The following is a 20047-nucleotide window of genomic DNA, read 5'->3' as shown; positions in this document are numbered from 1 at the left end:
GTGCACGACGCCGGTACACCACCGGCGCGACGCCGGCACGAACGCCGGCACGACCGGGGAGACCCTCATGAACTTCGTCTCGATCCGCATCATCACCAGTGACGTCGCACGCCTCGTCGCGTTCTACGAGCACGTCACTCAGGTGCGGGCGGAGTGGGCCAACGACGACTTCGCCGAACTCAGGACGCCCGCCGCCACCCTGGCGATCGCGAGCACCCGCACCGTCCCCCTCTTCGCCCCCGGCTCCGCCCGCCCGGCGGAGAACCACAGCGTGATCACCGAGTTCCTCGTCGACGACGTGGACCGCGTGCACCGCGATCTCACCGGCTACGTCACCGAGGTCGTGGCGGAGCCCACCACGATGCCGTGGGGCAACCGCTCGCTGCTGTTCCGGGACCCGGACGGCAACCTGGTCAACTTCTTCACCCCCGTCACCCCTGCGGCCGTCGCGAAGTTCGCACGCTGAGACGGGACGACCGCTACCTACCCGGTGAGGCCGAAGCACCCGATGAGACCGAGCAGGGCGTCACCATACGAACATGGGTATGAGTACTCATGCCGCAGCCGCCGCCCCGACGGCATCGTGTGTCTCACACCGAGCAACACGGTTTCCTCACATCGGAGTTAGACATGGCTGCCTCGCCGCGTACCCTGCCCCAGTCCCTTCGTCACCACCTGCTGAACCCCGTCGCCCTGGGCTACCTGGCCGCCGTGGCCGCAGTCGGCGTGTGGGTCGTGCTGGACGCGCTTCTCGTCGAGCGGGCGGACGCCAGTCTCGCCGGGGTCTGGCTGTTCATCGTGACCGCCCCGACCTCTATGCTGTTCACGGCCCTCCCCGGCTCCCTGGCCTTCGCGGGCGTCGCCGTCGGAGCCGTCGTCCAGGCGCTGGCGCTCGGTGCCGCGTACCGCTGGCTGCGCGGCCGGACCGCACGCACCGCCACCGCCTGAGCAAGCATCATCGACCGATACCCGGGCGCCGACCACGGCGCCCGCGCGAACGAGGCGTGAGGCCATGGCGAAGTGCGAGAAGTGCGGGGCGCGGAAGCGCCGCCGACCCCGCTCCTGCCCCCGGTGCCGTTCCGAATCCGCGGACCGGGCGGAGACGGCCGTGGATGCCGCCGAACTGGCCGCGGAACTGGGGCTGCTCGGCTGGATCGGGCGAGGCCTCATGACCGTGGTGCGGCTGGTGCTGCGGACGATCGGCTGACCGGATCCCCTCACCGTGGTGGCGAGGCACGGACGGCTCGGGGCACGGGCCACACCCGCCGACGCGCCCCGTCCGGACACGACTGAGCGCCCCGCCCGGCTTCGGCCGGACGGGGCGCTCAGTCGCAGGTCGGGGGGTCATCCCCGCGCCCTGCGGTCGGTAGGCCGTGTGGGACTCGAACCCACAACCAACGGATTAAAAGTCCGCTGCTCTGACCAATTGAGCTAACGGCCCCGGATCGATCACCCCCCGAGCATAGCTGCCCCGGGCCCGGCAGCCGATCGGGTATCGGTGCCGGGCCCTGTCGTGGGCGGGATGGGGCCGGTCAGTCCGCGGATTCGTCCGGGATCGTGCGCTTGTGATCGGCCGCGGTCGGCTTGAGGAACCAGTGGCGGGCCGAGACCAGCCACCACACGGCGGCGAAGCCGAGCACCACCAGCACGGCCAGCGGCGCGTAGTTGAAGCTCTCCCAGGTGACCGGGGACACCTGGGGCAGCATGAAGAGCACCGTGATCACTCCGACCCAGGTCACCGCGACGATCCCGACGGGCCGGGACCAGCGGCCCAGGTGCCAGGGGCCCCGGACGAAGTCGTCACCGCGCAGCAGTCTGAGCAGGGTGGGGATGACGTAGGCGATGTAGAGGCCGATGACCGCGATGGAGGTCACCGCGGCGTACGCCGTGACGTTGATCAGGTACGGCAGGCCGAGGGCCAGGGCGCCGAGAGCGGCCAGCCAGACCGCCGCGACGGGCGTGCGGGTGCGGGGGCTGACCGTGTGCCAGACCCGGGAGAAGGGCAGCGCCCCGTCGCGCGAGAAGGCGTAGATCATGCGGCTGTTGGCGGTCACGGAGGCCATGCCGCAGAAGAGCTGGGCCCCGATCACGACGAGCAGCAGGAGCTTGCCCGTGGTGGCGCCGAGCGCGTCCAGCAGGATCTGGGCGGGCGGGGCACCGGTCGGGGAGTTCAGGGCGCCGTCGTACGACTGGATGGCGAAGGTGAAGCCCAGCAGGAGCACGAACCCGGCGATCCAGGACGTCCAGATGGACTGCACGATGCCGCGCGGGCCCGCCACGGCGGCGTCGTGGGTCTCCTCCGTCATATGGGCGGACGCGTCGTACCCGGTGAAGGTGTACTGCGCCATCAGCAGGCCGATCATCACGACGTAGAAGCCGCTGCCCCAGCCGGTGTTGTTGACGAACTCGGTGAAGACGTACGACGCCGACCGGTGCGAGTCCGGCACGAAGGTGAGCGCGCCCACGATGACGGCGACCCCGACCACGTGCCACCACACGCTGACGTTGTTGAGGAAGGCGACGATGCCGACACCGAAGGTGTTCAGCAGACCGTGGAGGACCAGGATCGCCGCGAAGAGCAGGATCGTCCGGCCGGGGGTGACCTCGAAGCCGAACTGGAGGTTCAGGTACGCCCCGAGGAACGACGCCGCCCCGAAGTCGATGCCGGCGGTGACGGCGACCTGTCCGAGCACGTTGAACCAGCCGGCGAACCAGGCCCAGGCGGCCGCCGAGCGCGGCGGGGCGAGGCGGTGGGCCCAGAAGTAGAGCCCCGCGGACGTCGGGTACGCCGAGCAGATCTCCGCCATGGCCAGCCCGACGAACAGCGTCATCAGCCCGACGCCGATCCAGCCCCAGGTGATGACGGCGGGCCCGCCGGTGTTCATGCCGAAGAGGTACAGCGTCAGACAGCCGGAGAGAACCGAGATGATCGTGAAGGAGACCGCGTAGTTGGAGAAGGCGGACATCCGGCGCGCGAGCACCTGGGTGTAGCCGAGTTCGGCCAGCCGCTGCTCGTCGGAGAGGGCGGCCGGCGGGCCCTGGAGGGCGTCCGGTGGTGGCTCGGCGGCCACCGCTTCGTCGTTTGTCATGCCCCCAGCGATGCCCTCGGGGGCTCGCCGGAAACGCCTCGGGGCCCGTACCGCACCGAAGTGCCGTACGGGCCCCGAGGACCGCTCAGTCGGTCAGCCGGACTCAGCCGTTGCGCTTCCAGCGCGGCTTGTCGTCACGGCGGCCGAAGGTGCCGGTGCCGGTACCCGTGCCGGTGCCACCGCGGTGGTCGTCACGACGACCGTGCGACGACGCTCGAAGGAACGGCCGCCACGGTCGTCACGACGGTCGCCGCCACCGGAGCGGAAGCCACCGGACGGACGGTCGTCACGACGGTCGCCGCTGCTGCGGAACGACGGACGGTCGTTGCTGCCGCGGTAGCCGCTGCCACCGGAGGGACGGCCGCTGCGCTCACCGACGCGGTCGTTGCCGCCGCGGTAGCCGCCACGGTCGTCACGGCGGTCGCCACGGTCGTCACGACGGGCGTAGTTACCCCGGTCGTCGCGACGGTCCTCGCGTGCGGCCGGCTGTTCGGGGACGGAAGCGGCGACGAGCGCGGCCTCGGCCTCGGCAGCGACCTCCGCCACCGCCGCCTCCGGGTCGTCGCCCCGCTCGCGGGCGGCACGGGCGACCAGACGGTCGGCCTCCTCGCGCAGCTCGACGGCACGGCGCTGGACGCGCTCCAGCTGCTTGGTGAGGTCGGCGGCCTCACGCTCGGCCTGCTTGGCCGCGTTGTTCGCGGAGTCGGCCTGGACCTCGGTCAGCGAACGGGCGCCCGTGATCTCGGCGACCTCGGGCTCGAAGACGCCCGCGCCCTGCACGATGTGGCGCGAGGCGTCGACGCCCGCGTCCTCCATCAGGCGGAAGATCTGGCGGCGCTGGTGCGGAAGCGCCAGCGAGACGACGACACCGGAGCGGCCGGCACGCGCGGTACGGCCCGAGCGGTGCAGGTAGTCCTTGTGGTCGCCGGCCGGGTCCACGTTCAGGACGAGGTCGATGCCGTCGACGTGGATGCCGCGGGCGGCGACGTCGGTGGCGACCAGGGCGTTGACGTAGCCCTTCTTGAAGTCCTCGAGGACGCGGGTACGGGCGCCCTGCGTCATGCCGCCGTGCAGCGCGTCGGCCTTCACGCCGGACTCGATGAGCTGCTCGGCGATGCGGTCGGCGCCCAGCTGGGTGCGGACGAAGATGATCGTGCGGCCCTTGCGGGCGGCGATCGCGGCCGTGACCGGCGCCTTGTCCTTCGGCTTCACGACGAGGACGTGGTGCGACATGGTCGAGACGTTGCCCTGCGCGCTGTCGACCTCGTGGGTGACCGGGTTGCTCAGGTAGCGCTTGACGAGCGTGCCGATCTCGTTCTCCATCGTGGCGGAGAAGAGCATGCGCTGGCCGCCACCGGGGATCTGGTCGAGCAGCTCGGTGACCTCGGGCAGGAAGCCCAGGTCCGACATCTGGTCGGCCTCGTCGAGGACCGCGACCTGGACGTTCTCCAGGGAGCAGGCGCCACGGTTGATGATGTCGCGCAGCCGGCCCGGGGTGGCGACGAGGACGTCGACACCGCGCTCCAGCGCGTAGATCTGGTTGCCCATCGACGTACCGCCGCAGACGACCTTCATCTTCAGGCCGAGCACGTCGCCGTAGGGCTGCAGCGCGTCCGCGACCTGCATGGCGAGCTCACGGGTCGGCGTGAGGATGATCGCGCGGGGCTTCTTCTTCTCGGTGTGCCCGCCGGCCAGTGCGGCCAGGGTCGGCAGACCGAAGGAGAGCGTCTTGCCGGAGCCGGTGCGGCCACGGCCCAGGATGTCCTTGCCGGCCAGGGCGTCCGGGATGGTCGCGGCCTGGATCGGGAAGGGGGTGGTCACACCGTTCTGCGCGAGCTTGCGGACGACGCCCTCGGGCAGTCCGAGATCGGCGAAGGTGACGCTCGGCTCGGCGTCCTCCGCGGCCTCTTCGGCGGTGTCCGCGGCGGAGGTGTCCGCGACGGGGGTCTCGTCGGCCTGGGCCACTACGGCTTCGGCGGCCTCGACGACCTCGATGTTCTCGACGTCGTTCTCGGGCATGACGGTGTGGTCAGAACTGGAAATTGACATGCGAAATGCGAAACCTTCCGGAGTCTCGGCACGCGCCCGTAACTCCGTGTTTTCGCAATTTCGACCGCCTCAATGCGGTCCAGCCACGGCAAGGGAGAGTACGCGCCACACGGCGCTCTTCTGTGTCGGCGCCGGGCAATGGGATCAAGCGATCTACTACCATACGCACCCTCCCCCCCATCGCGCAAACCGACCCCCCTCACACCGGTGCGACCTGCGGTGACACCCGCGGAGTGGGCCACGTCCCGACCCGCTCCGGCATCCCCGCCGCGTCCGTGTGGGTCTGCGCCGCCGGCGAGGCCGAGGGCTGCTCCGGCGGCGACGAGGGCTCCGGCTCGGGCGAGGCCGGGGGCTCCTCGGGGACGACCGGCGGGGGCGGCGGCTCACCCGGGCCCGGGGCGCTCGGCTCCGGGGTGGGCAGGGGGCCGCCCCGGGAGGGCTCCGGGGTACCGGGGCCGGCGGGCACCGGCACCGCCCTGCCCGGTTCCGCCGACGGGCCACGGCCCGAGGCCTTCGCATCCGGCTTGCGCGACGCTCCCCGGTCGGACTGCGCCTCGGCGCGGCCACCGCCGGAGCCGGACCTGCCGGTGCCGGACACGGTGTCCCCGTCCGGCAGGGCGGACGCGCCCTTGCGGTCGGCGGAACGCGAAGGGGCGGGCTTCCCGGCGTCGTCGCCGACGCTCACACAGCCTGTGGACGCGGCGACCGTCAGCGCGGTGACGGCTGCCCAGCGGACGCGGGCGGACAACTGGCGCACGGGTGGACCTCCGGGGAGGAGAGGAAGGGCGGGAACGCGGGAGCGATGTGTCCAACTCCCATGCCCCCACCGGGGACACGCCCGGACACGCCCCGGTATCCCGGACCGCCCTCCCCGACCGCCCTCCCGGACGGCTCAGAAGCCCCCGGCCAGTTCCGCCCCGAGGAAGACCGCCCCGAGCCCCACCAGCAGGGATGCCAGCACGTTCGCCCCGGCGAGGAAGCCGCGGCCCTCCTCGGCCAGCCGCAGCGTCTCGTACGAGAACGTCGAATACGTCGTCAGCGCCCCGCACAGGCCCGTCCCCAGCAACGCGTGGACAGGGGCGGACACCGTGGCGCCGGTCAGCACACCGAGCAGCAGGCTGCCGGCCGCGTTCACCGTGAACGTCCCCCACGGGAAGACGTACGGCAGCCCTGCGCCGTGCCGCGCCTGCACCGCACGGTCCGTCAGATAGCGCAGCGGCGCCCCGACGGCGCCCCCGAGGACGACCAGCAGCCAGTTCACGACGCCCTCCGCCGTCCGTCCACGACCGCCCGGGTGAGCACGGCCGCACCCCACACCGCGGCGAGCGCCACCACGGCCGTGCCCGCCGCGTACCCCATGGCCGTCACCACTTCCTGACTGGCCAGCAGCTTCGACACGTCGGCGGCGTACGTCGAGAACGTGGTGAACCCGCCGAGCACCCCGACCCCCAGGAACGGCCGCACCAGGGGGTGCGTGACCGTGCCCCGCTCCGCGACCAGCACCATCAGCACACCGATCAGGGCGCAGCCCGTCACGTTGACGGTGAAGACCGCCCAGGGGAAACCGCCCTCGGCCGCCGGCCAGGCGAGCGAGGCCGCGTACCGCGCCGCCGATCCCAGGGCGCCGCCCGCGGCGATCACCGCCAGGACCCGCCACCGGCCGGAACCCGCGGTCTCGGCACGCTGCGCGGGCACGGACAGGTCGACGTCCGGGTCGACGGACGGCCGGTGGGGCGGCGGGTCCTGGGTGCTCACCCGTACCCCAGCTCGTGGAGCCGCTCGTCGTCGATGCCGAAGTGGTGGGCGATCTCGTGGACCACGGTGATCTCGGTCTCGGCGACCACGTCCTCGCGGGTCTCGCACATCCGCAGCGTCGGCCCCCGGTAGATGGTGATCCGGTCGGGCAGCACCCCGGCGTACCACTCGCCGCGCTCGGTGAGCGGCGTCCCCTCGTAGAGGCCGAGGAGCTCCCGGTCCTCCGGGTCCTCCGGCTCCTCCTCCACGAACACCGCGACGTTGTCCATCAGCCGCATCAGCTCCGGCGGGACACGGTCAAGAGCCAGGCTCACCAGCTCTTCGAACTCCTCGCGCGTCATCTCCAGCACACCGCCATTGTCACGTACGCGGATCCGGGAGGGGCGGGCCGCACCCGGCCCGTGGGCCACCCGCCCGGCCCACGCCTCCCCGCGGCCCCGCATGTCCACCGCCCGAACGGGGCATACGCGCCCAATGGCACGCCCGTTCCACGCCGCAGCCGTCCGTGTCCGCCGCCTCTTCCGCTCCCGTCCGCGCGCCGCCGCGACCGTCGGAGGGCTCGCCCCGACCCCGCACCCCTGGAAGCGCGCGCTCGGCCTGCTGGCGGTGGTCGTGCTGGGCGCCTGGCTCGGGCTGCTGGTCGTCGGCAGTGTGCGTACGCCGGTGGGGCCCATGGACACCACCATGACCCTGCGGCCCTCGGTGAGCGGCGGGACCAAGATCAACGTGTCACCGCTCGGCGCCCTGGAACTGGAATCCCACCACGCCCCGGTCCGTCTGGACGTGGACGTGGACCAGCTGGACCCGGAGCGCTCGCAGGCCCTGGTCAAGCACCCCGAACGCCTCTCCGGTCTGCAGGACGAGGTCACCGGCGACGTCGCCTCCGGCACCCGCGAGCTCGCCGTCCGCTCCTGCGTGGCCGTGGTCTCCGGCGCCACCGCCCTCGGCCTCGTCGTCTACCGGCGCCCGCGCCGCGCCCTGGCCGCCGGTGGCCTCGCCCTGGTGCTGCTGGCCGCCTCGGGCGTCAGCGCGTACGCCACCTGGAACCCGAAGTCCGTCCTGGAGCCGAAGTTCTCCGGGCTCCTGTCCAGCGCCCCGTCGGTCGTCGGCGACGCCCGCTCGATCGTCACCGAGTTCGACGTCTACCAGCAGGAACTCGCCCGCCTGGTCACCAACGTCACCAAGCTGTACGACGCCACGTCCACGCTGCCCGTGTACCAGCCGGACCCCGCGACCATCCGCGTCCTGCACGTCTCCGACATCCATCTCAACCCGGCCGCCTGGCACATCATCGCCTCGCTCGTCGAGCAGTACGAGATCGACGTGATCATCGACTCCGGCGACACGATGGACCACGGCACGGCCGCCGAGAACGGCTTCCTGGACCCGGTCCGCAACCTCGGCGCGCCCTATGTCTGGGTCAGGGGCAACCACGACTCGAAGCAGACCCAGGCCTATCTGGCGAAGACGAGGAACGCCTACGTCCTGGACGAGGGCGACGCGGTGAGCCTGGCCGGGCTGAGGATCGCGGGGACCGGCGACCCGCAGTTCACCCCGGACCGCTCGCGTCCGACCGGCGGCAAGGCCTCCGAGCAGCTGGCCGGCATGCGCCTCGCCTCGGCCCTGCGCGACCAGAAGCGGGCGGGCACTCCGGTGGACATCGCCGTGGCGCACGACCCGAACGCGGCGCGGGAGACGGACGGAACGGTTCCGCTGGTCCTGGCCGGCCATGTGCACCACCGGGTCAACCAACTGCTGCCGTTCGGTACGCGGCTGAAGGTCGAGGGCTCCACGGGCGGCGGCGGCCTGCGCGCCGTACAGAACCAGAAGCCCGAGAAGGTACGCGCCTCGGTGCTCTACCTGGACCGCCCCACCCGGCATCTGCAGGCCTGGGACGAGATCACCCTCGGCGGTCTCGGCCTCACGACGGCAGAGGTGAGCCGCCATCTCCCGGAGGAGAACCTGAAGAGCCCGTCCCCCTCCCCGAGCGTCCCGACGCCCTCGCCGTAAGGCCTCTCGTCCGGATCAGGCCCGCGAACCCCGGCCCGATCCGGAGGGGAGGCCAAACCGTTTTGGCGATACCTCCCCGCATCCCATATGCTTCTCACGTCCCCGACGCGCTGGAAAGCGCGCAGGTGGGCCCTTAGCCCTCATCGTCTAGTGGCCCAGGACGCCGCCCTTTCAAGGCGGTAGCACGGGTTCGAATCCCGTTGGGGGCACGCTTTACCGTGTGCGAGACTTGTCTCGCACATTAGCTAGGTCCTGTGGAGCAGTTTGGAGTGCTCGCCACCCTGTCAAGGTGGAGGCCGCGGGTTCAAATCCCGTCAGGACCGCTGCAGCCCGTATGAGCTGCGTGGCTGGGTAGCTCAGTTGGTACGAGCGATCGCCTGAAAAGCGATAGGTCGCCGGTTCGATCCCGGCCCCAGCCACCACCCGAAGGCCCCGTCCCCAGGACGGGGCCTTCGTCGTGTCCGCCTCGGCCCTGCTCAGCCGGCTTCCGCCCGGCCGGACCGGCGTCGCCGGACCGTGTGCACGGTCAGTCCGAGCAGCACGGCCGCCACCCCCGCTGCCAGGGCCGCCGGGTCCGGCACCCGCTCCCCGACCCGCCGGGCCCACTGCTCGACGGCGAACGACTCGTCCACGTCCAGGAGTCCGGGCAGCGCGGTCGTCCCGTCGTACACGAGGAACAGCGCCCCGAGTCCGATGAAGAAGAGGCCGGAGACCAGCGAGGTGCTGTGCGTCACGAAGCGGCCGAGGCGCAGCGGCCTGCCGCGCAGCCAGGCCCGGTGGCCGAGGTCGAAGCGTTCCCAGAGCAGGGCGAGCACGAACAGCGGAGCGGCCATGCCCAAGGCGTAGACGGCGAGCAGCAGTCCGCCGTAGAGGGGACTGCCGCTGACGGCCGCCACCGTGAGGACACTCCCGAGGCTCGGGCCCGCGCAGAAGCCCGCCAGTCCGTAGACCGCGCCCAGGGCGTAGACGGAGACGGCGGTCGTGGGCCGGATCCGGCCGCTGAGTGCCGCGATCCTCCGGGACGCGAAGCCCAGTCCGGCGATCTGGGCGAGACCGAGCCCGATGATCAGCCAGCCCGCGCCGAGGACGAGCGCGTCACGGTGCCCGTAGAAGAGCCGCCCGGCGTACGAACCCGCGGCGCCGAGCGGGACGAGGGTGGTGGCGAGCCCGGCGTAGAAGACGCCCGTGCGGGCCAGGAGCCGTGAGGCGGAGCCGACGGAGTACGCGAAGAAGGCCGGGAGCAGCAGGGCGCTGCACGGGCTGACCAGGGCGAGCAGACCGCCGAGCAGGGCCGCGAAGTAGCCGATGTCCGGCATCACTTCGCCGGGTCCCCGGCGTTGCCCACATTCGCTTCCTCGGCCGCGGCGGCCTCGATGGCCTGGGTGAAGACGGCCGTGGGCTGGGCGCCGGCCAGGGGGCGGCCGTTGACGAGGAAGGAGGGGGTGGACGTGGCGCCGATCCTGTACGCCTCCTGCCGGTCGACGCCGACCGCTTCGGTGGCCGCCGCGCTGCCGGCGTCACGGGTGAAGCGGTCGAGGTCCTTCACCCCGGCCTGCCGGGCGAGGGCCCTGAGGCGGTCCTTCCCGAAGCCCTTCTCCTTGGCGTCCTCGGCGTACGCGGCCCGGTGGAAGGCCCAGAACCGGCCCTGCCGGCCCGCCGCCCAGGAGGCCCGGGCGGCGGCCTCGGACGCGTCGCCGAAGATCGGGAAGTTGCGCCACTCGATGCGCAGGGTGCCGTCGCCGACGTATCTCTTGATCAGTTCGGGTTCGGTGTCCCGGGCGAACTTCCCGCAGTAGCCGCACTGGAAGTCGGCGTACTCGATGAGGACGACAGGGGCGTCGGTGCGGCCCTGCGCCTGCTTGTCGCCCGCGTCGCGTCGGGCGAGTCCGGCCAGTTCCCGGTAGACGTCGGGGTCCTCCTCGGTGGCCGTGACGGCGGCCGGGGTGCCCGAGGCGGATCCGTCCGGGGCGGTCGCCCGGTAGGAGACGAAGCCGAGAAGTCCAGCCGCGAGCACGACGACGGCGCCGAAGATCACCGGCTTCTTCGAGGAGGGCTTCTTCGCGGCGGGCTTCTTCGCGGCGGGCGAGGGGCGAGGGGGTGTGGGCATGCGGCGCTCCGTGCACGGGGGACGGATGATCAGCTGACGGAATGCTACGCGCTGCGATCGATCACTCCCTCTCGGTGACCGCGCCGGCCGGAGGGTCGGGTCCACCGAGAGCGGTGTGACGAGGCCCGGACCGAAATACGTTCGCCACTCCTCACGCGCGGGTGAGATCCTGGTGTCCGTATGTCTACTTCCTTCGCCGATCTCCAGTCCCAGCTCGGGCAGCTCTCGCTCCGCGACGCGCACAGGCTCGGCCGCCGTCTCGAGGGTGCCCGGCGCATCCGTAAGCCGGAGGCCCGCCAGTCCGTTCTGGACGAGATCTCCGCCGAGGCCGCGAAGGCATCCGAGCGGCTCGCGGGGCGCTCCGCGCGGATGCCCGCGCTGTCGTACCCGGAGCAGCTGCCGGTCAGCCAGAAGAAGGACGAGATCCTGGAGGCGATACGCGACCACCAGGTCGTGATCGTCGCCGGTGAGACGGGCTCGGGCAAGACCACGCAGATCCCCAAGATCTGCATGGAGCTGGGGCGCGGCGTCCGGGGCATGATCGGGCACACCCAGCCCCGCCGGATCGCGGCGCGCACGGTCGCCGAGCGAGTCGCGGACGAGCTGAAGACCCCGCTGGGCGAGGCGGTCGGCTGGAAGGTGCGGTTCACCGATCAGGTGAATCCGGACGCGACCTTCGTGAAGCTGATGACGGACGGCATCCTGCTCGCCGAGATCCAGACGGACCGCGAGCTCCTCGCCTACGACACGATCATCATCGACGAGGCCCACGAGCGGTCGCTGAACATCGACTTCCTGCTGGGGTACCTGGCCCGGCTGCTGCCCAAGCGCCCCGACCTGAAGGTCGTCATCACCTCGGCGACCATCGACCCGGAACGCTTCGCCAAGCACTTCGGCGAGGCCCCGATCGTGGAGGTCAGCGGCCGGACGTATCCGGTGGAGGTGCGCTACCGGCCTCTGCTGGAAGGGGCCGACGACGACACCGCGGACTCCGACCGCGACCAGATCACCGCCATCTGCGACGCAGTGGACGAACTGGACCACGAGGCCCCCGGCGACGTCCTGGTCTTCCTCTCGGGCGAGCGGGAGATCCGCGACACCGCGGACGCCCTGAACAAGCGCAACCTCAGACACACCGAGGTGCTCCCCCTCTACGCGCGCCTCTCGCACGCCGAGCAGCACCGCGTGTTCCAGCGCCACACGGGGCGCCGGATCGTCCTGGCGACGAACGTCGCGGAGACCTCGCTGACCGTCCCCGGCATCAAGTACGTGATCGACCCGGGCAACGCACGCATCTCCCGCTACAGCCACCGCACCAAGGTCCAGCGGCTGCCGATCGAGCGGATCTCGCAGGCCAGCGCCAACCAGCGCAAGGGCCGCTGCGGCCGTACGTCGGACGGCATCTGCATCCGGCTGTACTCCGAGGACGACTTCCTGACCCGCCCGGAGTTCACCGATCCGGAGATCCTGCGGACCAACCTCGCCTCCGTCATCCTCCAGATGACCGCGGCCGGCCTCGGCGACATCGAGAAGTTCCCCTTCATCGACCCGCCGGACCACAGGAACATCCGGGACGGCGTGCAGCTGCTCCAGGAGCTCGGCGCGCTGGAGACGGCGGAGAAGTCCCCCGAGGAGGGGAAGCGGGGGCAGCGGCTGACCCCGCTCGGCCGCAAGCTCTCCCAGCTGCCGGTGGACCCGCGCCTGGCCCGCATGGTCCTCGAGGCCGACAAGAACGGCTGTGCCCGCGAGGTCATGGTCATCGCGGCGGCGCTCTCCATCCAGGACCCGCGCGAGCGTCCCTCGGAGAAGCAGACCCAGGCCGACCAGAACCACGCCCGCTTCAAGGACGAGACGTCGGACTTCCTGGCGTTCCTGAACCTGTGGCGCTACATCCGTGAGCAGCAGAAAGAGCGCGGCTCCTCCAGCTTCCGCCGGATGTGCAAGCAGGAGTACCTCAACTTCCTGCGGATCCGCGAGTGGCAGGACATCTACGCCCAGCTGCGCACGGTCGCCAAGCAGATGGGCATCACCGTCGAGGAGCCCAAGGGTGACGAGGGCGTCCCGGAGCAGGCGGTGCACACCTCGCTGCTGGCCGGCCTCCTGTCGCACATCGGGCTGAAGGACACCGAGAAGAACGAGTACCTGGGTGCCCGCAGCGCGAAGTTCGCGATCTTCCCTGGCTCCGCGCTGTTCAAGAAGCAGCCCCGCTTCGTGATGTCGGCCGAGCTGGTCGAGACGTCCCGGCTGTGGGCGCGCGTCAACGCGAAGGTCGAACCGGAGTGGATCGAGCCGCTCGCCCAGCACCTGCTGAAGCGCACCTACAGCGAGCCGCACTGGGAGAAGGACCAGGCCGCGGTCATGGCGTACGAGCGGGTCACGCTCTACGGCGTACCGATCGTCGCCCAGCGCAAGATCAATTTCGGCCGCATCGACCAGGAGGCGTCGCGCGACCTGTTCATCCGCAACGCCCTGGTCGAGGGTGACTGGCGCACGCACCACCAGTTCTTCCACGACAACCGCAAACTGCTGGGTGAGGTCGAGGAGCTGGAGCACCGGGCCCGGCGCCGCGACATCCTCGTGGACGACGAGACGCTCTTCGACTTCTACGACCGGCGGATCCCGGAGCACGTCGTCTCGGGGGCGCACTTCGACTCCTGGTGGAAGCACAAGCGCCGGGACGAGCCCGACGCGCTCGACTTCGAGCGCTCCATGCTCATCAACGAGAAGGCCGGGGCCGTCACCAAGGACGACTACCCCGACTCCTGGCGCCAGGGGAAGCTCAAATTCCGGGTGACCTACCAGTTCGAGCCGGGCGCGGACGCCGACGGTGTCACCGTCCACATCCCGCTCCAGGTCCTCAACCAGGTCACCTCCGAGGGCTTCGACTGGCAGATCCCGGGCCTGCGCGAAGAGGTGGTCACCGAGCTCATCCGCTCGCTGCCCAAGCCGATCCGCCGGCACTACGTCCCGGCCCCGAACTACGCGACGAAGTTCCTCGACCGCGCCGTCCCCCTCCAGGAGCCGCTTCCGCTCACGCTCGCCCGTGAACTCCAGCGGATGGTCGGCGTACCGGTCACGGCGGACGACTTCGACCTCTCCCGGGTGCCGGACCACCTGAAGATCACTTTCCGGGTCACCGACGAGCGGCGCCGCAAGGTCGCCGAGGACAAGGACCTGGAGGCGCTGAAGGTCCAGCTGCGCCCCAAGGCCCGCCAGGCCCTCTCCAAGGCCGCCGCGGCCACCGCGGGGCCCTCCGGGGAGTCCATCGAGCGTTCGGGCCTCACCGACTGGACGATCGGCACCCTGAACCGCGTCTTCGAGACCCGCCGCGCCGGTCAGCCGGTGAAGGCGTACCCGGCACTCGTCGACCAGGGAACGACCGTCGCCGTACGGCTCTTCGACACGGAGGCCGAACAGCAGCAGGCGATGTGGCGCGGCACCCGCAGGCTGATCCTGCTGAACATCCCGGTGAACCCCGCCAAGTTCGCCTCGGACAAGCTCACCAATCAGCAGAAGCTGGCACTGTCCCGCAATCCGCACGGCTCCATCCAGGCGCTGTTCGACGACTGCGCGACGGCGGCGGCCGACCGGCTGATCGCCGCCCACGGCGGCCCTGCCTGGGACGAGGCGTCGTTCCGGAAGCTGTACGACAAGGTCCGCGCCGACCTCGTGGACCTCACGGTCCGCACGATCGGGCAGGTGCAGCAGATCCTGGCGGCCTGGCAGGCGTGCGAGCGGCGGCTGAAGGCGACGAACAGCCTGGTCCTGATCAACAACGTCACCGACGTGCGGGACCACCTGGCCCGCCTCGTCCCTCCCGGGTTCGTCACCGCGACCGGGCTGCCCAGGCTGCCCGACCTGATGCGCTATCTGGTCGCCGAGGACCGCCGGCTCCAGCAGATGCCGACGAACGTCCAGCGCGACACCACGCGCATGGAGAAGGTCCACGAGATGCAGGACGAATACGCCTGGCTGCTCGAACAGCTCCCGCAGGGGCGGCCCGTGCCCAAGGCGGTGCTGGACATCCGCTGGATGATCGAGGAGCTGCGCGTGAGCTACTTCGCGCACGCGCTGGGCACCGCGCAGCCCGTCTCGGACAAGCGGATCGTGAAGGCGATCGACGCGGCCGCACCGTGAGCGGACCTCCCGCCGGGCTGTAACGGAACCCGCACTCCGAGTGAGTTCGACCTGGCAGCCGGACCTCCTGTACAGTCTTGCTTCGCAGCAGGCCGCAAGGCAGGCAGCGAAAACAAGGTCCTGTGGAGCAGTTTGGAGTGCTCGCCACCCTGTCAAGGTGGAGGCCGCGGGTTCAAATCCCGTCAGGACCGCAGTAGACGAAAGCCCGGATCCCCTGGATCCGGGCTTTCGCGCGTCTTGACGTCGCGCTCCCGGCGCGGGTAACTCCGTAAGGACGGAGTCCGCCCCTGTTTCCCTCGACGCCGGGCGGCCGGGTCCACGGGGAGGCCGCACGCATGCCTGCGCCCACGGAAAGGCACGAGACCCGCGCGCTGCTGCGCGCCCACCTGGCGGCCGCCTCCGGCTACCGCCACCTCACCCGCCACTGTCCGATCTGCCACCGCCTGCTGCGGCTCGCCATGGAGCCCCTGACGGCCCCACAGGAGCCGCACAGGCCCGAGGAGTCCGGCGATGCGGCCGACCCGCCGCCGGCTCCGCACACGGCCTCCGGAGCCCCTGCGGGGGCCGTCGGGGCCCCACCCGTCACCACCCGGCCCCGGACGGCCGACTCCGGGCCCGCCGAGGATCTCCGCCCGGACCCCGCCGGGGACGGCCCCCGGGGGCATCCCGACCCTTACCCCGGGGACGAAAGTCCCCCCGCGACATGACCATCTGCCGCAGCCAGCCGCCCCCGTGCGGTGACAGGCTCATAGGTGGCAGCACCACGCCGGTGTGACGCGAGTCACCGAAACATTTTTTCGCAGGTGGTACTTTACGCGCTTCCTACAACTGGCGAATTTAATATGTGCAATTGCACTGCCCCGGAAGTACATCCCGGACCGTTCCACCCGAGCCGGCCCACGACGTCAGGGACCCGGGCGAACAGGCCCGAACAACCCCGCCCACAGTCGCACGCGCCCTCCCGGCAAACCGACCCGTCGGGAGGTTCGGGCGGCCACGCGAACCGTCCAGGCGACTCCGGTCCCGCAGCGGGCATCGGCGGGATGCCGTCCGGAACTCCCCACCGGACACAAAAAGATCGCGCTGGACCCGGCGGAGTCCAGCGCGATCGAACGACGTACCCGCATGTCACAGGCATGGAGCCCGTTGGGGCGGGCACCCGTCGTGTGGAGCTATGGGTGGGATCACCGGGGGTTGGGGGACCCTTCGGCGCCCTGTTGTGGCTGCGGCGACAGGGGTGTGTCAGGCCTCGCTGCGCTGCTGCGGAATACCCGCAAGCAGTGCGCGGACCTCTGCCTCGCGGTACCGGCGATGTCCACCGAGCGTACGGATGGACGTGAGCTTGCCAGCCTTCGCCCAACGGGTGACCGTCTTCGGGTCCACGCGGAACATCGTGGCGACCTCAGCCGGGGTCAGCAGCGGCTCGGCATCAGGGGTGCGAGCGGTCATGAGCGGCCTCCTCGGGAGAACCGAACCTTCTCGGTTCTTTCCTCTAAATTCTGCACCTTGACCCGCGTTGCCCGAAATGGCGGACGCGGGCCGAGTCGGTTATAGGACGAACGGCTTGTCCTCGGCACTACAACTACACCATCCGTCCAGCCACGTCGGCCAAACCGATGGAATTGCCCTCCCAGGTGTTCATCAGCGACGGAAGCCGATGGACCATGCCATAGCGGACAGTCACGCCCCAGTAACGATCAGTCACAGGACAATCAGGAGTCACCAGAAGTCATCAGACCCCCCATAGCGTGCAATGCTGAGCATTCCGCCCATAGTTGGACGGACAGAGTCCTCCCCGGACTCCTTGTCCTATTTTGGCATGAGGAGTAGGGAAGGGCGCAAGGGCCCCGTTAGTGCTGTCCGTCACGCTTGAGGCAAAGGCCCGGTTCGGGACGTAGGTCCCAACGCCCCAACTACCGATTCTCGCCCCGCCTGTCACACGCGTCACACCTGGCTCTGGTTCACGGCCCGTCAGTTGCCCTCAGGACATCTCCGTTCACCTCCGCCGGACTCCCTCGGTGCCGCTGGATGTCGGACACCTCACAGGATGTCTCTTCCCTGCTGATAGCACCTCTATGCTCCGATGCGTCGCCATTGGCACCGCTTCGGGCTAGTTGGAGGATTGTAGGTCGCGTACCGCTCGCCATCGTTCGGCGAGACGCCCGTAGGCGACACCCGCCGCGTCGTGGTCCCCGGAACGCAGCGCCGCGATGCCCTCGGCCACGTCCGCGGCCGACCGGTCACCCGCGAGCCGCTCGGAGCTCAGGGCGTGCACCAGGCCGCCGTAGTCCAACTCGACCATGGCGCGCGGGTGGAACTCCTCCAGCCAGCGCCCGACCTCCACCAGCCCCTCGGTCAGCGGCCCTTCGTCCACGGTCTCCCGCAGGGTCCGCAGCGCTCTGGCCAGCCTGCGCCGTGCCTGCACCATCGGGGTCCGGTAGCGCAGCATCCGGCCCTCCGCGCCACCGTCGGTCACGCACTCCCGTTCCTCGTCGTCGAACAGCACGAACCAGCGCACCGGCACGTGCCACACCGTGGTCCGGATCCAGGGGCGTGCGTCGGGGTTCCGCTCGGCCCACCGTTCGTAGTCCGCCGTCGCCTGGCCCCGCACCACCGGAGGCAGCACCGCGTCCAGCACAGTGGCTGGAAACAGACCCCCCAGTTCACTCATTGCCAGCCACCCGCGCATCCGGGTCCGCCACGGGCAGACGACGATCGCCCCGTCGACCACCGCGACGAAGGCGTCCCCGCTCTCGTGCACCGGAACCGCCACCGGAGGGGTGGGGACCAGGCCGGCCAGCGAGCCGCGCAGTTCGTCCTGGGCCGTGGGGAGGTCCACGCGCCGGGCGTAGCGCGTCCAGTGACCCCGCTCGGGTTCACCGAAGGCGGCGAGCGGCTCGTACACCCGCAGGTAGGACGCGTAAGGGACGAGCACCGAAGACACCACCGACATGCGGTAGATCGTGTCACGGCCGTACTCCACAGGGGGGTGATGCCGGGGAGGGGAACAGATCTACCCGTCACGAGGACTTACGCTCTTGCCCAGTCGACCGGCCGGGTGCCGGTCGGTCCGGGACCCTCCCCACCTTCAGGAGGGTCTTCCGCCGCTTCGTACTTGGGAGTCACCACAGTGACCGATGTGACCGGCGTGCCCGTCGACGTGCTCCGCACCCTGTTCCACTCGGATCAGGGCGGCCACGAGCAGGTCGTGATCTGCCAGGACCGCGCCAGCGGTCTCAAGGCCGTGATCGCCCTCCACTCCACCGCCCTGGGCCCGGCCCTCGGCGGGACCCGCTTCTACCCCTACGCCTCCGAGGAGGAGGCCGTCGCGGACGCGCTGAACCTGTCGCGCGGCATGTCCTACAAGAACGCCATGGCCGGTCTCGACCACGGTGGCGGCAAGGCCGTGATCATCGGCGACCCCGCCCTGGTCAAGACCGAGGAACTGCTCCTGGCCTACGGCCGGTTCGTGGCCTCCCTCGGCGGACGCTACGTGACCGCCTGTGATGTCGGCACCTACGTCGCCGACATGGACGTGGTCGCCCGTGAGTGCCGCTGGACCACCGGCCGCTCCCCCGAGAACGGCGGCGCCGGCGACTCCTCCGTCCTCACCGCGTTCGGCGTCTTCCAGGGGATGCGGGCCTCCGCCCAGCACCTCTGGGGAGACCCGACACTGCGCGGTCGCAAGGTCGGTGTCGCGGGCGTGGGCAAGGTCGGCCACCACCTGGTCCAGCACCTGCTGAGCGACGGTGCCGAGGTCGTCGTGACGGACGTGCGCGAGGAGTCGGTACGCAGGATCACCGACCTGCACCCCGAGGTCTCCGTCGCCGCAGACACCGACGCCCTGATCCGCACCGAGGGGCTCGACATCTACGCCCCGTGCGCGCTCGGCGGCGCGCTGAACGACGAGACCGTGCCGGTGCTCACCGCCAAGGTGGTGTGCGGCGCGGCCAACAACCAGCTCGCCCACCCGGGCGTCGAGAAGGACCTGGCCGACCGATCGGTTCTGTACGCACCGGACTACGTGGTGAACGCCGGTGGCGTCATCCAGGTCGCCGACGAACTGAACGGTTTCGACTTCGACCGGTGCAAGGCGAAGGCGACGAAGATCTTCGACACCACGCTGGCCATATTCGCACGTGCGAAGGCTGATGGGATTCCGCCGGCTGCGGCGGCCGACCGGATCGCGGAGCAGCGGATGGCGGATGCCCGTCGCCCCTGACACGTCGCCGAGATGTCCGGTACCCGTCACCGAGCTGTGAGCGAGCCCCGTGGCGGGGGCCGGCACGGGCGGGAGGCGGCCGACGGCCCGTAAGGAGACAAGACTCACTCCGGTCGGCGGGTCGCCCGTCCACAAGAGGTTAAAATCAGGGTTGACCAGCGAGGACGGGCTCCTCTTCGGTCCTGCGCAGCGGCACGTGATGCGGGCGGCGTACCGTATGGCCAAGGAAGCAGGTACCGTTAAAGCCACGGGCGCGGTCTCTCAGCTGGGAGTCCGTCCTGAAACATGAACGCGTGTCAAGACTCTGGGGCCGTCGAGCCCCGTCACCGAGGGGGTCGAGCCATGGGGCGCGGCCGGGCAAAGGCCAAGCAGACCAAGGTCGCCCGCCAGCTGAAGTACAGCAGCGGCGGGACTGACCTGTCGCGTCTGGCCAATGAGCTGGGCGCATCGCCTTCGAGTCAACCACCGAACGCCGAGCCGTTCGAGGACGACGACGAGGAAGATGACCCGTACGCACAGTACGCGGATCTGTACAACGACGACGAGGACGCGGACGAGGACGACCAGTCCGGTCCGTCGTCACAGCGCCGCGGCGCTTGACCTCGCGCTGACACAGAACCCGGTCCGGGCCCGCCCGGACCGGGTTCTGTGTTGTCCGGACCCGGGGCGCCCGCGCGA

Annotated in this window: 16 protein-coding genes, 5 tRNA genes and 1 pseudogene; 11 read left to right on the top strand and 11 right to left on the bottom strand. The window is 70.6% G+C overall.

The window, feature by feature from the left end:
* Positions 1-67 precede the first annotated feature (67 nt).
* Positions 68-466 (top strand): VOC family protein, encoded by a 399-nt coding sequence (locus tag IA22_RS0108335; RefSeq protein ID WP_014155016.1) that lies wholly within the window; start codon positions 68-70, stop codon positions 464-466.
* 164 nt (positions 467-630) lie between these two features.
* Positions 631-948 (top strand): SCO4225 family membrane protein, encoded by a 318-nt coding sequence (locus tag IA22_RS0108330; RefSeq protein WP_015578073.1) that lies wholly within the window; start codon positions 631-633, stop codon positions 946-948.
* 419 nt (positions 949-1367) lie between these two features.
* Here the strand turns inward: IA22_RS0108330 and IA22_RS0108320 are convergent.
* The 7 genes and pseudogenes from IA22_RS0108320 to IA22_RS0108290 form a co-directional block, all read right to left on the bottom strand.
* A tRNA-Lys gene (locus tag IA22_RS0108320) sits at positions 1368-1441 on the bottom strand.
* A gap of 91 nt (positions 1442-1532) precedes the next feature.
* A complete protein-coding gene (locus IA22_RS0108315) occupies positions 1533-3089 on the bottom strand; it encodes an amino acid permease (RefSeq protein ID WP_014155043.1) in 1557 nt (518 codons plus the stop codon).
* A 103-nt stretch (positions 3090-3192) separates the two neighbouring features.
* A pseudogene (locus tag IA22_RS34005) lies at positions 3193-5108 on the bottom strand (DEAD/DEAH box helicase).
* Between the two features lie 229 nt (positions 5109-5337).
* Positions 5338-5895, bottom strand: coding sequence for a hypothetical protein (locus IA22_RS0108305; protein WP_014155045.1), 558 nt, complete (start codon positions 5893-5895; stop codon positions 5338-5340).
* Between the two features lie 135 nt (positions 5896-6030).
* A complete protein-coding gene (gene crcB / locus IA22_RS0108300) occupies positions 6031-6399 on the bottom strand; it encodes a fluoride efflux transporter CrcB (protein WP_014155046.1) in 369 nt (122 codons plus the stop codon).
* On the bottom strand, positions 6396-6893 hold the full coding sequence (gene crcB, locus IA22_RS0108295; RefSeq protein ID WP_030123168.1) for a fluoride efflux transporter CrcB: 498 nt from the start codon (positions 6891-6893) through the stop codon (positions 6396-6398). The genes crcB (IA22_RS0108300) and crcB (IA22_RS0108295) overlap by 4 nt, the downstream gene beginning before the upstream one ends.
* On the bottom strand, positions 6890-7243 hold the full coding sequence (locus IA22_RS0108290; protein WP_015578045.1) for a metallopeptidase family protein: 354 nt from the start codon (positions 7241-7243) through the stop codon (positions 6890-6892). Before IA22_RS0108290 ends, crcB (IA22_RS0108295) begins: the two co-directional genes overlap by 4 nt.
* Positions 7244-7367: 124 nt before the next feature.
* Here IA22_RS0108290 and IA22_RS0108285 point away from each other — a divergent pair, with 124 nt between their 5' ends.
* The 4 genes from IA22_RS0108285 to IA22_RS0108270 all read left to right on the top strand — a co-directional run bounded on the left by IA22_RS0108285 (position 7368) and on the right by IA22_RS0108270 (position 9325).
* Positions 7368-8903, top strand: a complete 1536-nt coding sequence (locus tag IA22_RS0108285) for a metallophosphoesterase family protein (RefSeq protein ID WP_030123166.1) — start codon at positions 7368-7370, stop codon at positions 8901-8903.
* Positions 8904-9039: 136 nt separating this feature from the next.
* Positions 9040-9112, top strand: a tRNA-Glu gene (locus tag IA22_RS0108280).
* Positions 9113-9151: 39 nt separating this feature from the next.
* A tRNA-Asp gene (locus IA22_RS0108275) sits at positions 9152-9226 on the top strand.
* Between the two features lie 22 nt (positions 9227-9248).
* Positions 9249-9325: transfer RNA gene (locus tag IA22_RS0108270), tRNA-Phe, on the top strand.
* 54 nt (positions 9326-9379) lie between these two features.
* Here IA22_RS0108270 and IA22_RS0108265 read toward each other — a convergent pair.
* Together IA22_RS0108265 and IA22_RS0108260 are read right to left on the bottom strand one after the other, a co-directional pair.
* Positions 9380-10222: a cytochrome c biogenesis CcdA family protein gene (locus IA22_RS0108265; protein ID WP_106973243.1), complete on the bottom strand. Its 843-nt coding sequence runs from the start codon at positions 10220-10222 to the stop codon at positions 9380-9382.
* The gene (locus IA22_RS0108260) at positions 10219-11010 is read right to left on the bottom strand and encodes a DsbA family protein (protein WP_030123164.1); all 792 of its coding nucleotides are present in this window, start codon (positions 11008-11010) and stop codon (positions 10219-10221) included. The genes IA22_RS0108265 and IA22_RS0108260 overlap by 4 nt, the downstream gene beginning before the upstream one ends.
* Before the next feature lie 180 nt (positions 11011-11190).
* Between IA22_RS0108260 and hrpA the strand changes: the two genes are divergently transcribed.
* From hrpA to IA22_RS0108245, 3 genes are all read left to right on the top strand, one after another.
* On the top strand, positions 11191-15147 hold the full coding sequence (gene hrpA, locus IA22_RS0108255) for an ATP-dependent RNA helicase HrpA (protein ID WP_015578041.1): 3957 nt from the start codon (positions 11191-11193) through the stop codon (positions 15145-15147).
* A 116-nt stretch (positions 15148-15263) separates the two neighbouring features.
* Positions 15264-15338, top strand: a tRNA-Asp gene (locus tag IA22_RS0108250).
* A 144-nt stretch (positions 15339-15482) separates the two neighbouring features.
* The gene (locus IA22_RS0108245) at positions 15483-15854 is read left to right on the top strand and encodes a DUF6274 family protein (RefSeq protein ID WP_030123163.1); all 372 of its coding nucleotides are present in this window, start codon (positions 15483-15485) and stop codon (positions 15852-15854) included.
* A gap of 535 nt (positions 15855-16389) precedes the next feature.
* On the opposite strand, the gene bldC is transcribed toward IA22_RS0108245, so the two are convergent.
* Positions 16390-16596: a developmental transcriptional regulator BldC gene (gene bldC, locus IA22_RS0108240; protein WP_003949541.1), complete on the bottom strand. Its 207-nt coding sequence runs from the start codon at positions 16594-16596 to the stop codon at positions 16390-16392.
* Positions 16597-17257: 661 nt separating this feature from the next.
* Entirely contained in the window at positions 17258-18100 is an 843-nt protein-coding gene (locus IA22_RS0108235; RefSeq protein ID WP_030123162.1) for a DUF8083 family protein, read from the bottom strand.
* A 177-nt stretch (positions 18101-18277) separates the two neighbouring features.
* Here IA22_RS0108235 and IA22_RS0108230 point away from each other — a divergent pair, with 177 nt between their 5' ends.
* Both IA22_RS0108230 and IA22_RS0108225 read left to right on the top strand, forming a co-directional pair.
* Positions 18278-19369: a Leu/Phe/Val dehydrogenase gene (locus tag IA22_RS0108230; RefSeq protein ID WP_014155055.1), complete on the top strand. Its 1092-nt coding sequence runs from the start codon at positions 18278-18280 to the stop codon at positions 19367-19369.
* Positions 19370-19711: 342 nt separating this feature from the next.
* Complete coding sequence (locus IA22_RS0108225; protein ID WP_014155056.1) at positions 19712-19969, top strand: DUF3073 domain-containing protein; 258 nt, start codon at positions 19712-19714, stop codon at positions 19967-19969.
* The last annotated feature ends 78 nt before the right edge of the window (positions 19970-20047 follow it).

Origin of the sequence: Kitasatospora papulosa, assembly GCF_000717245.1 — a bacterium.
Lineage (GTDB): Bacteria > Actinomycetota > Actinomycetes > Streptomycetales > Streptomycetaceae > Streptomyces > Streptomyces papulosus.
Note: the sequence above shows the minus strand (reverse complement) of the source record. Positions and strands in the feature narration are given on the sequence as shown.

What these genes read in the sequence shown, in the direction of transcription:
- IA22_RS0108335 (WP_014155016.1), top strand. Translation starts at nt 68, where the DNA reads ATGAACTTCGTCTCGATCCGCATCATCACCAGTGACGTCGCACGCCTC.
- IA22_RS0108330 (WP_015578073.1), top strand. Translation starts at nt 631, where the DNA reads ATGGCTGCCTCGCCGCGTACCCTGCCCCAGTCCCTTCGTCACCACCTG.
- IA22_RS0108315 (WP_014155043.1), bottom strand. Translation starts at nt 3,089, where the DNA reads ATGACAAACGACGAAGCGGTGGCCGCCGAGCCACCACCGGACGCCCTC.
- IA22_RS0108285 (WP_030123166.1), top strand. Translation starts at nt 7,368, where the DNA reads ATGGCACGCCCGTTCCACGCCGCAGCCGTCCGTGTCCGCCGCCTCTTC.
- IA22_RS0108260 (WP_030123164.1), bottom strand. Translation starts at nt 11,010, where the DNA reads ATGCCCACACCCCCTCGCCCCTCGCCCGCCGCGAAGAAGCCCGCCGCG.
- hrpA (WP_015578041.1), top strand. Translation starts at nt 11,191, where the DNA reads ATGTCTACTTCCTTCGCCGATCTCCAGTCCCAGCTCGGGCAGCTCTCG.
- IA22_RS0108245 (WP_030123163.1), top strand. Translation starts at nt 15,483, where the DNA reads ATGCCTGCGCCCACGGAAAGGCACGAGACCCGCGCGCTGCTGCGCGCC.
- bldC (WP_003949541.1), bottom strand. Translation starts at nt 16,596, where the DNA reads ATGACCGCTCGCACCCCTGATGCCGAGCCGCTGCTGACCCCGGCTGAG.
- IA22_RS0108235 (WP_030123162.1), bottom strand. Translation starts at nt 18,100, where the DNA reads ATGTCGGTGGTGTCTTCGGTGCTCGTCCCTTACGCGTCCTACCTGCGG.
- IA22_RS0108225 (WP_014155056.1), top strand. Translation starts at nt 19,712, where the DNA reads ATGGGGCGCGGCCGGGCAAAGGCCAAGCAGACCAAGGTCGCCCGCCAG.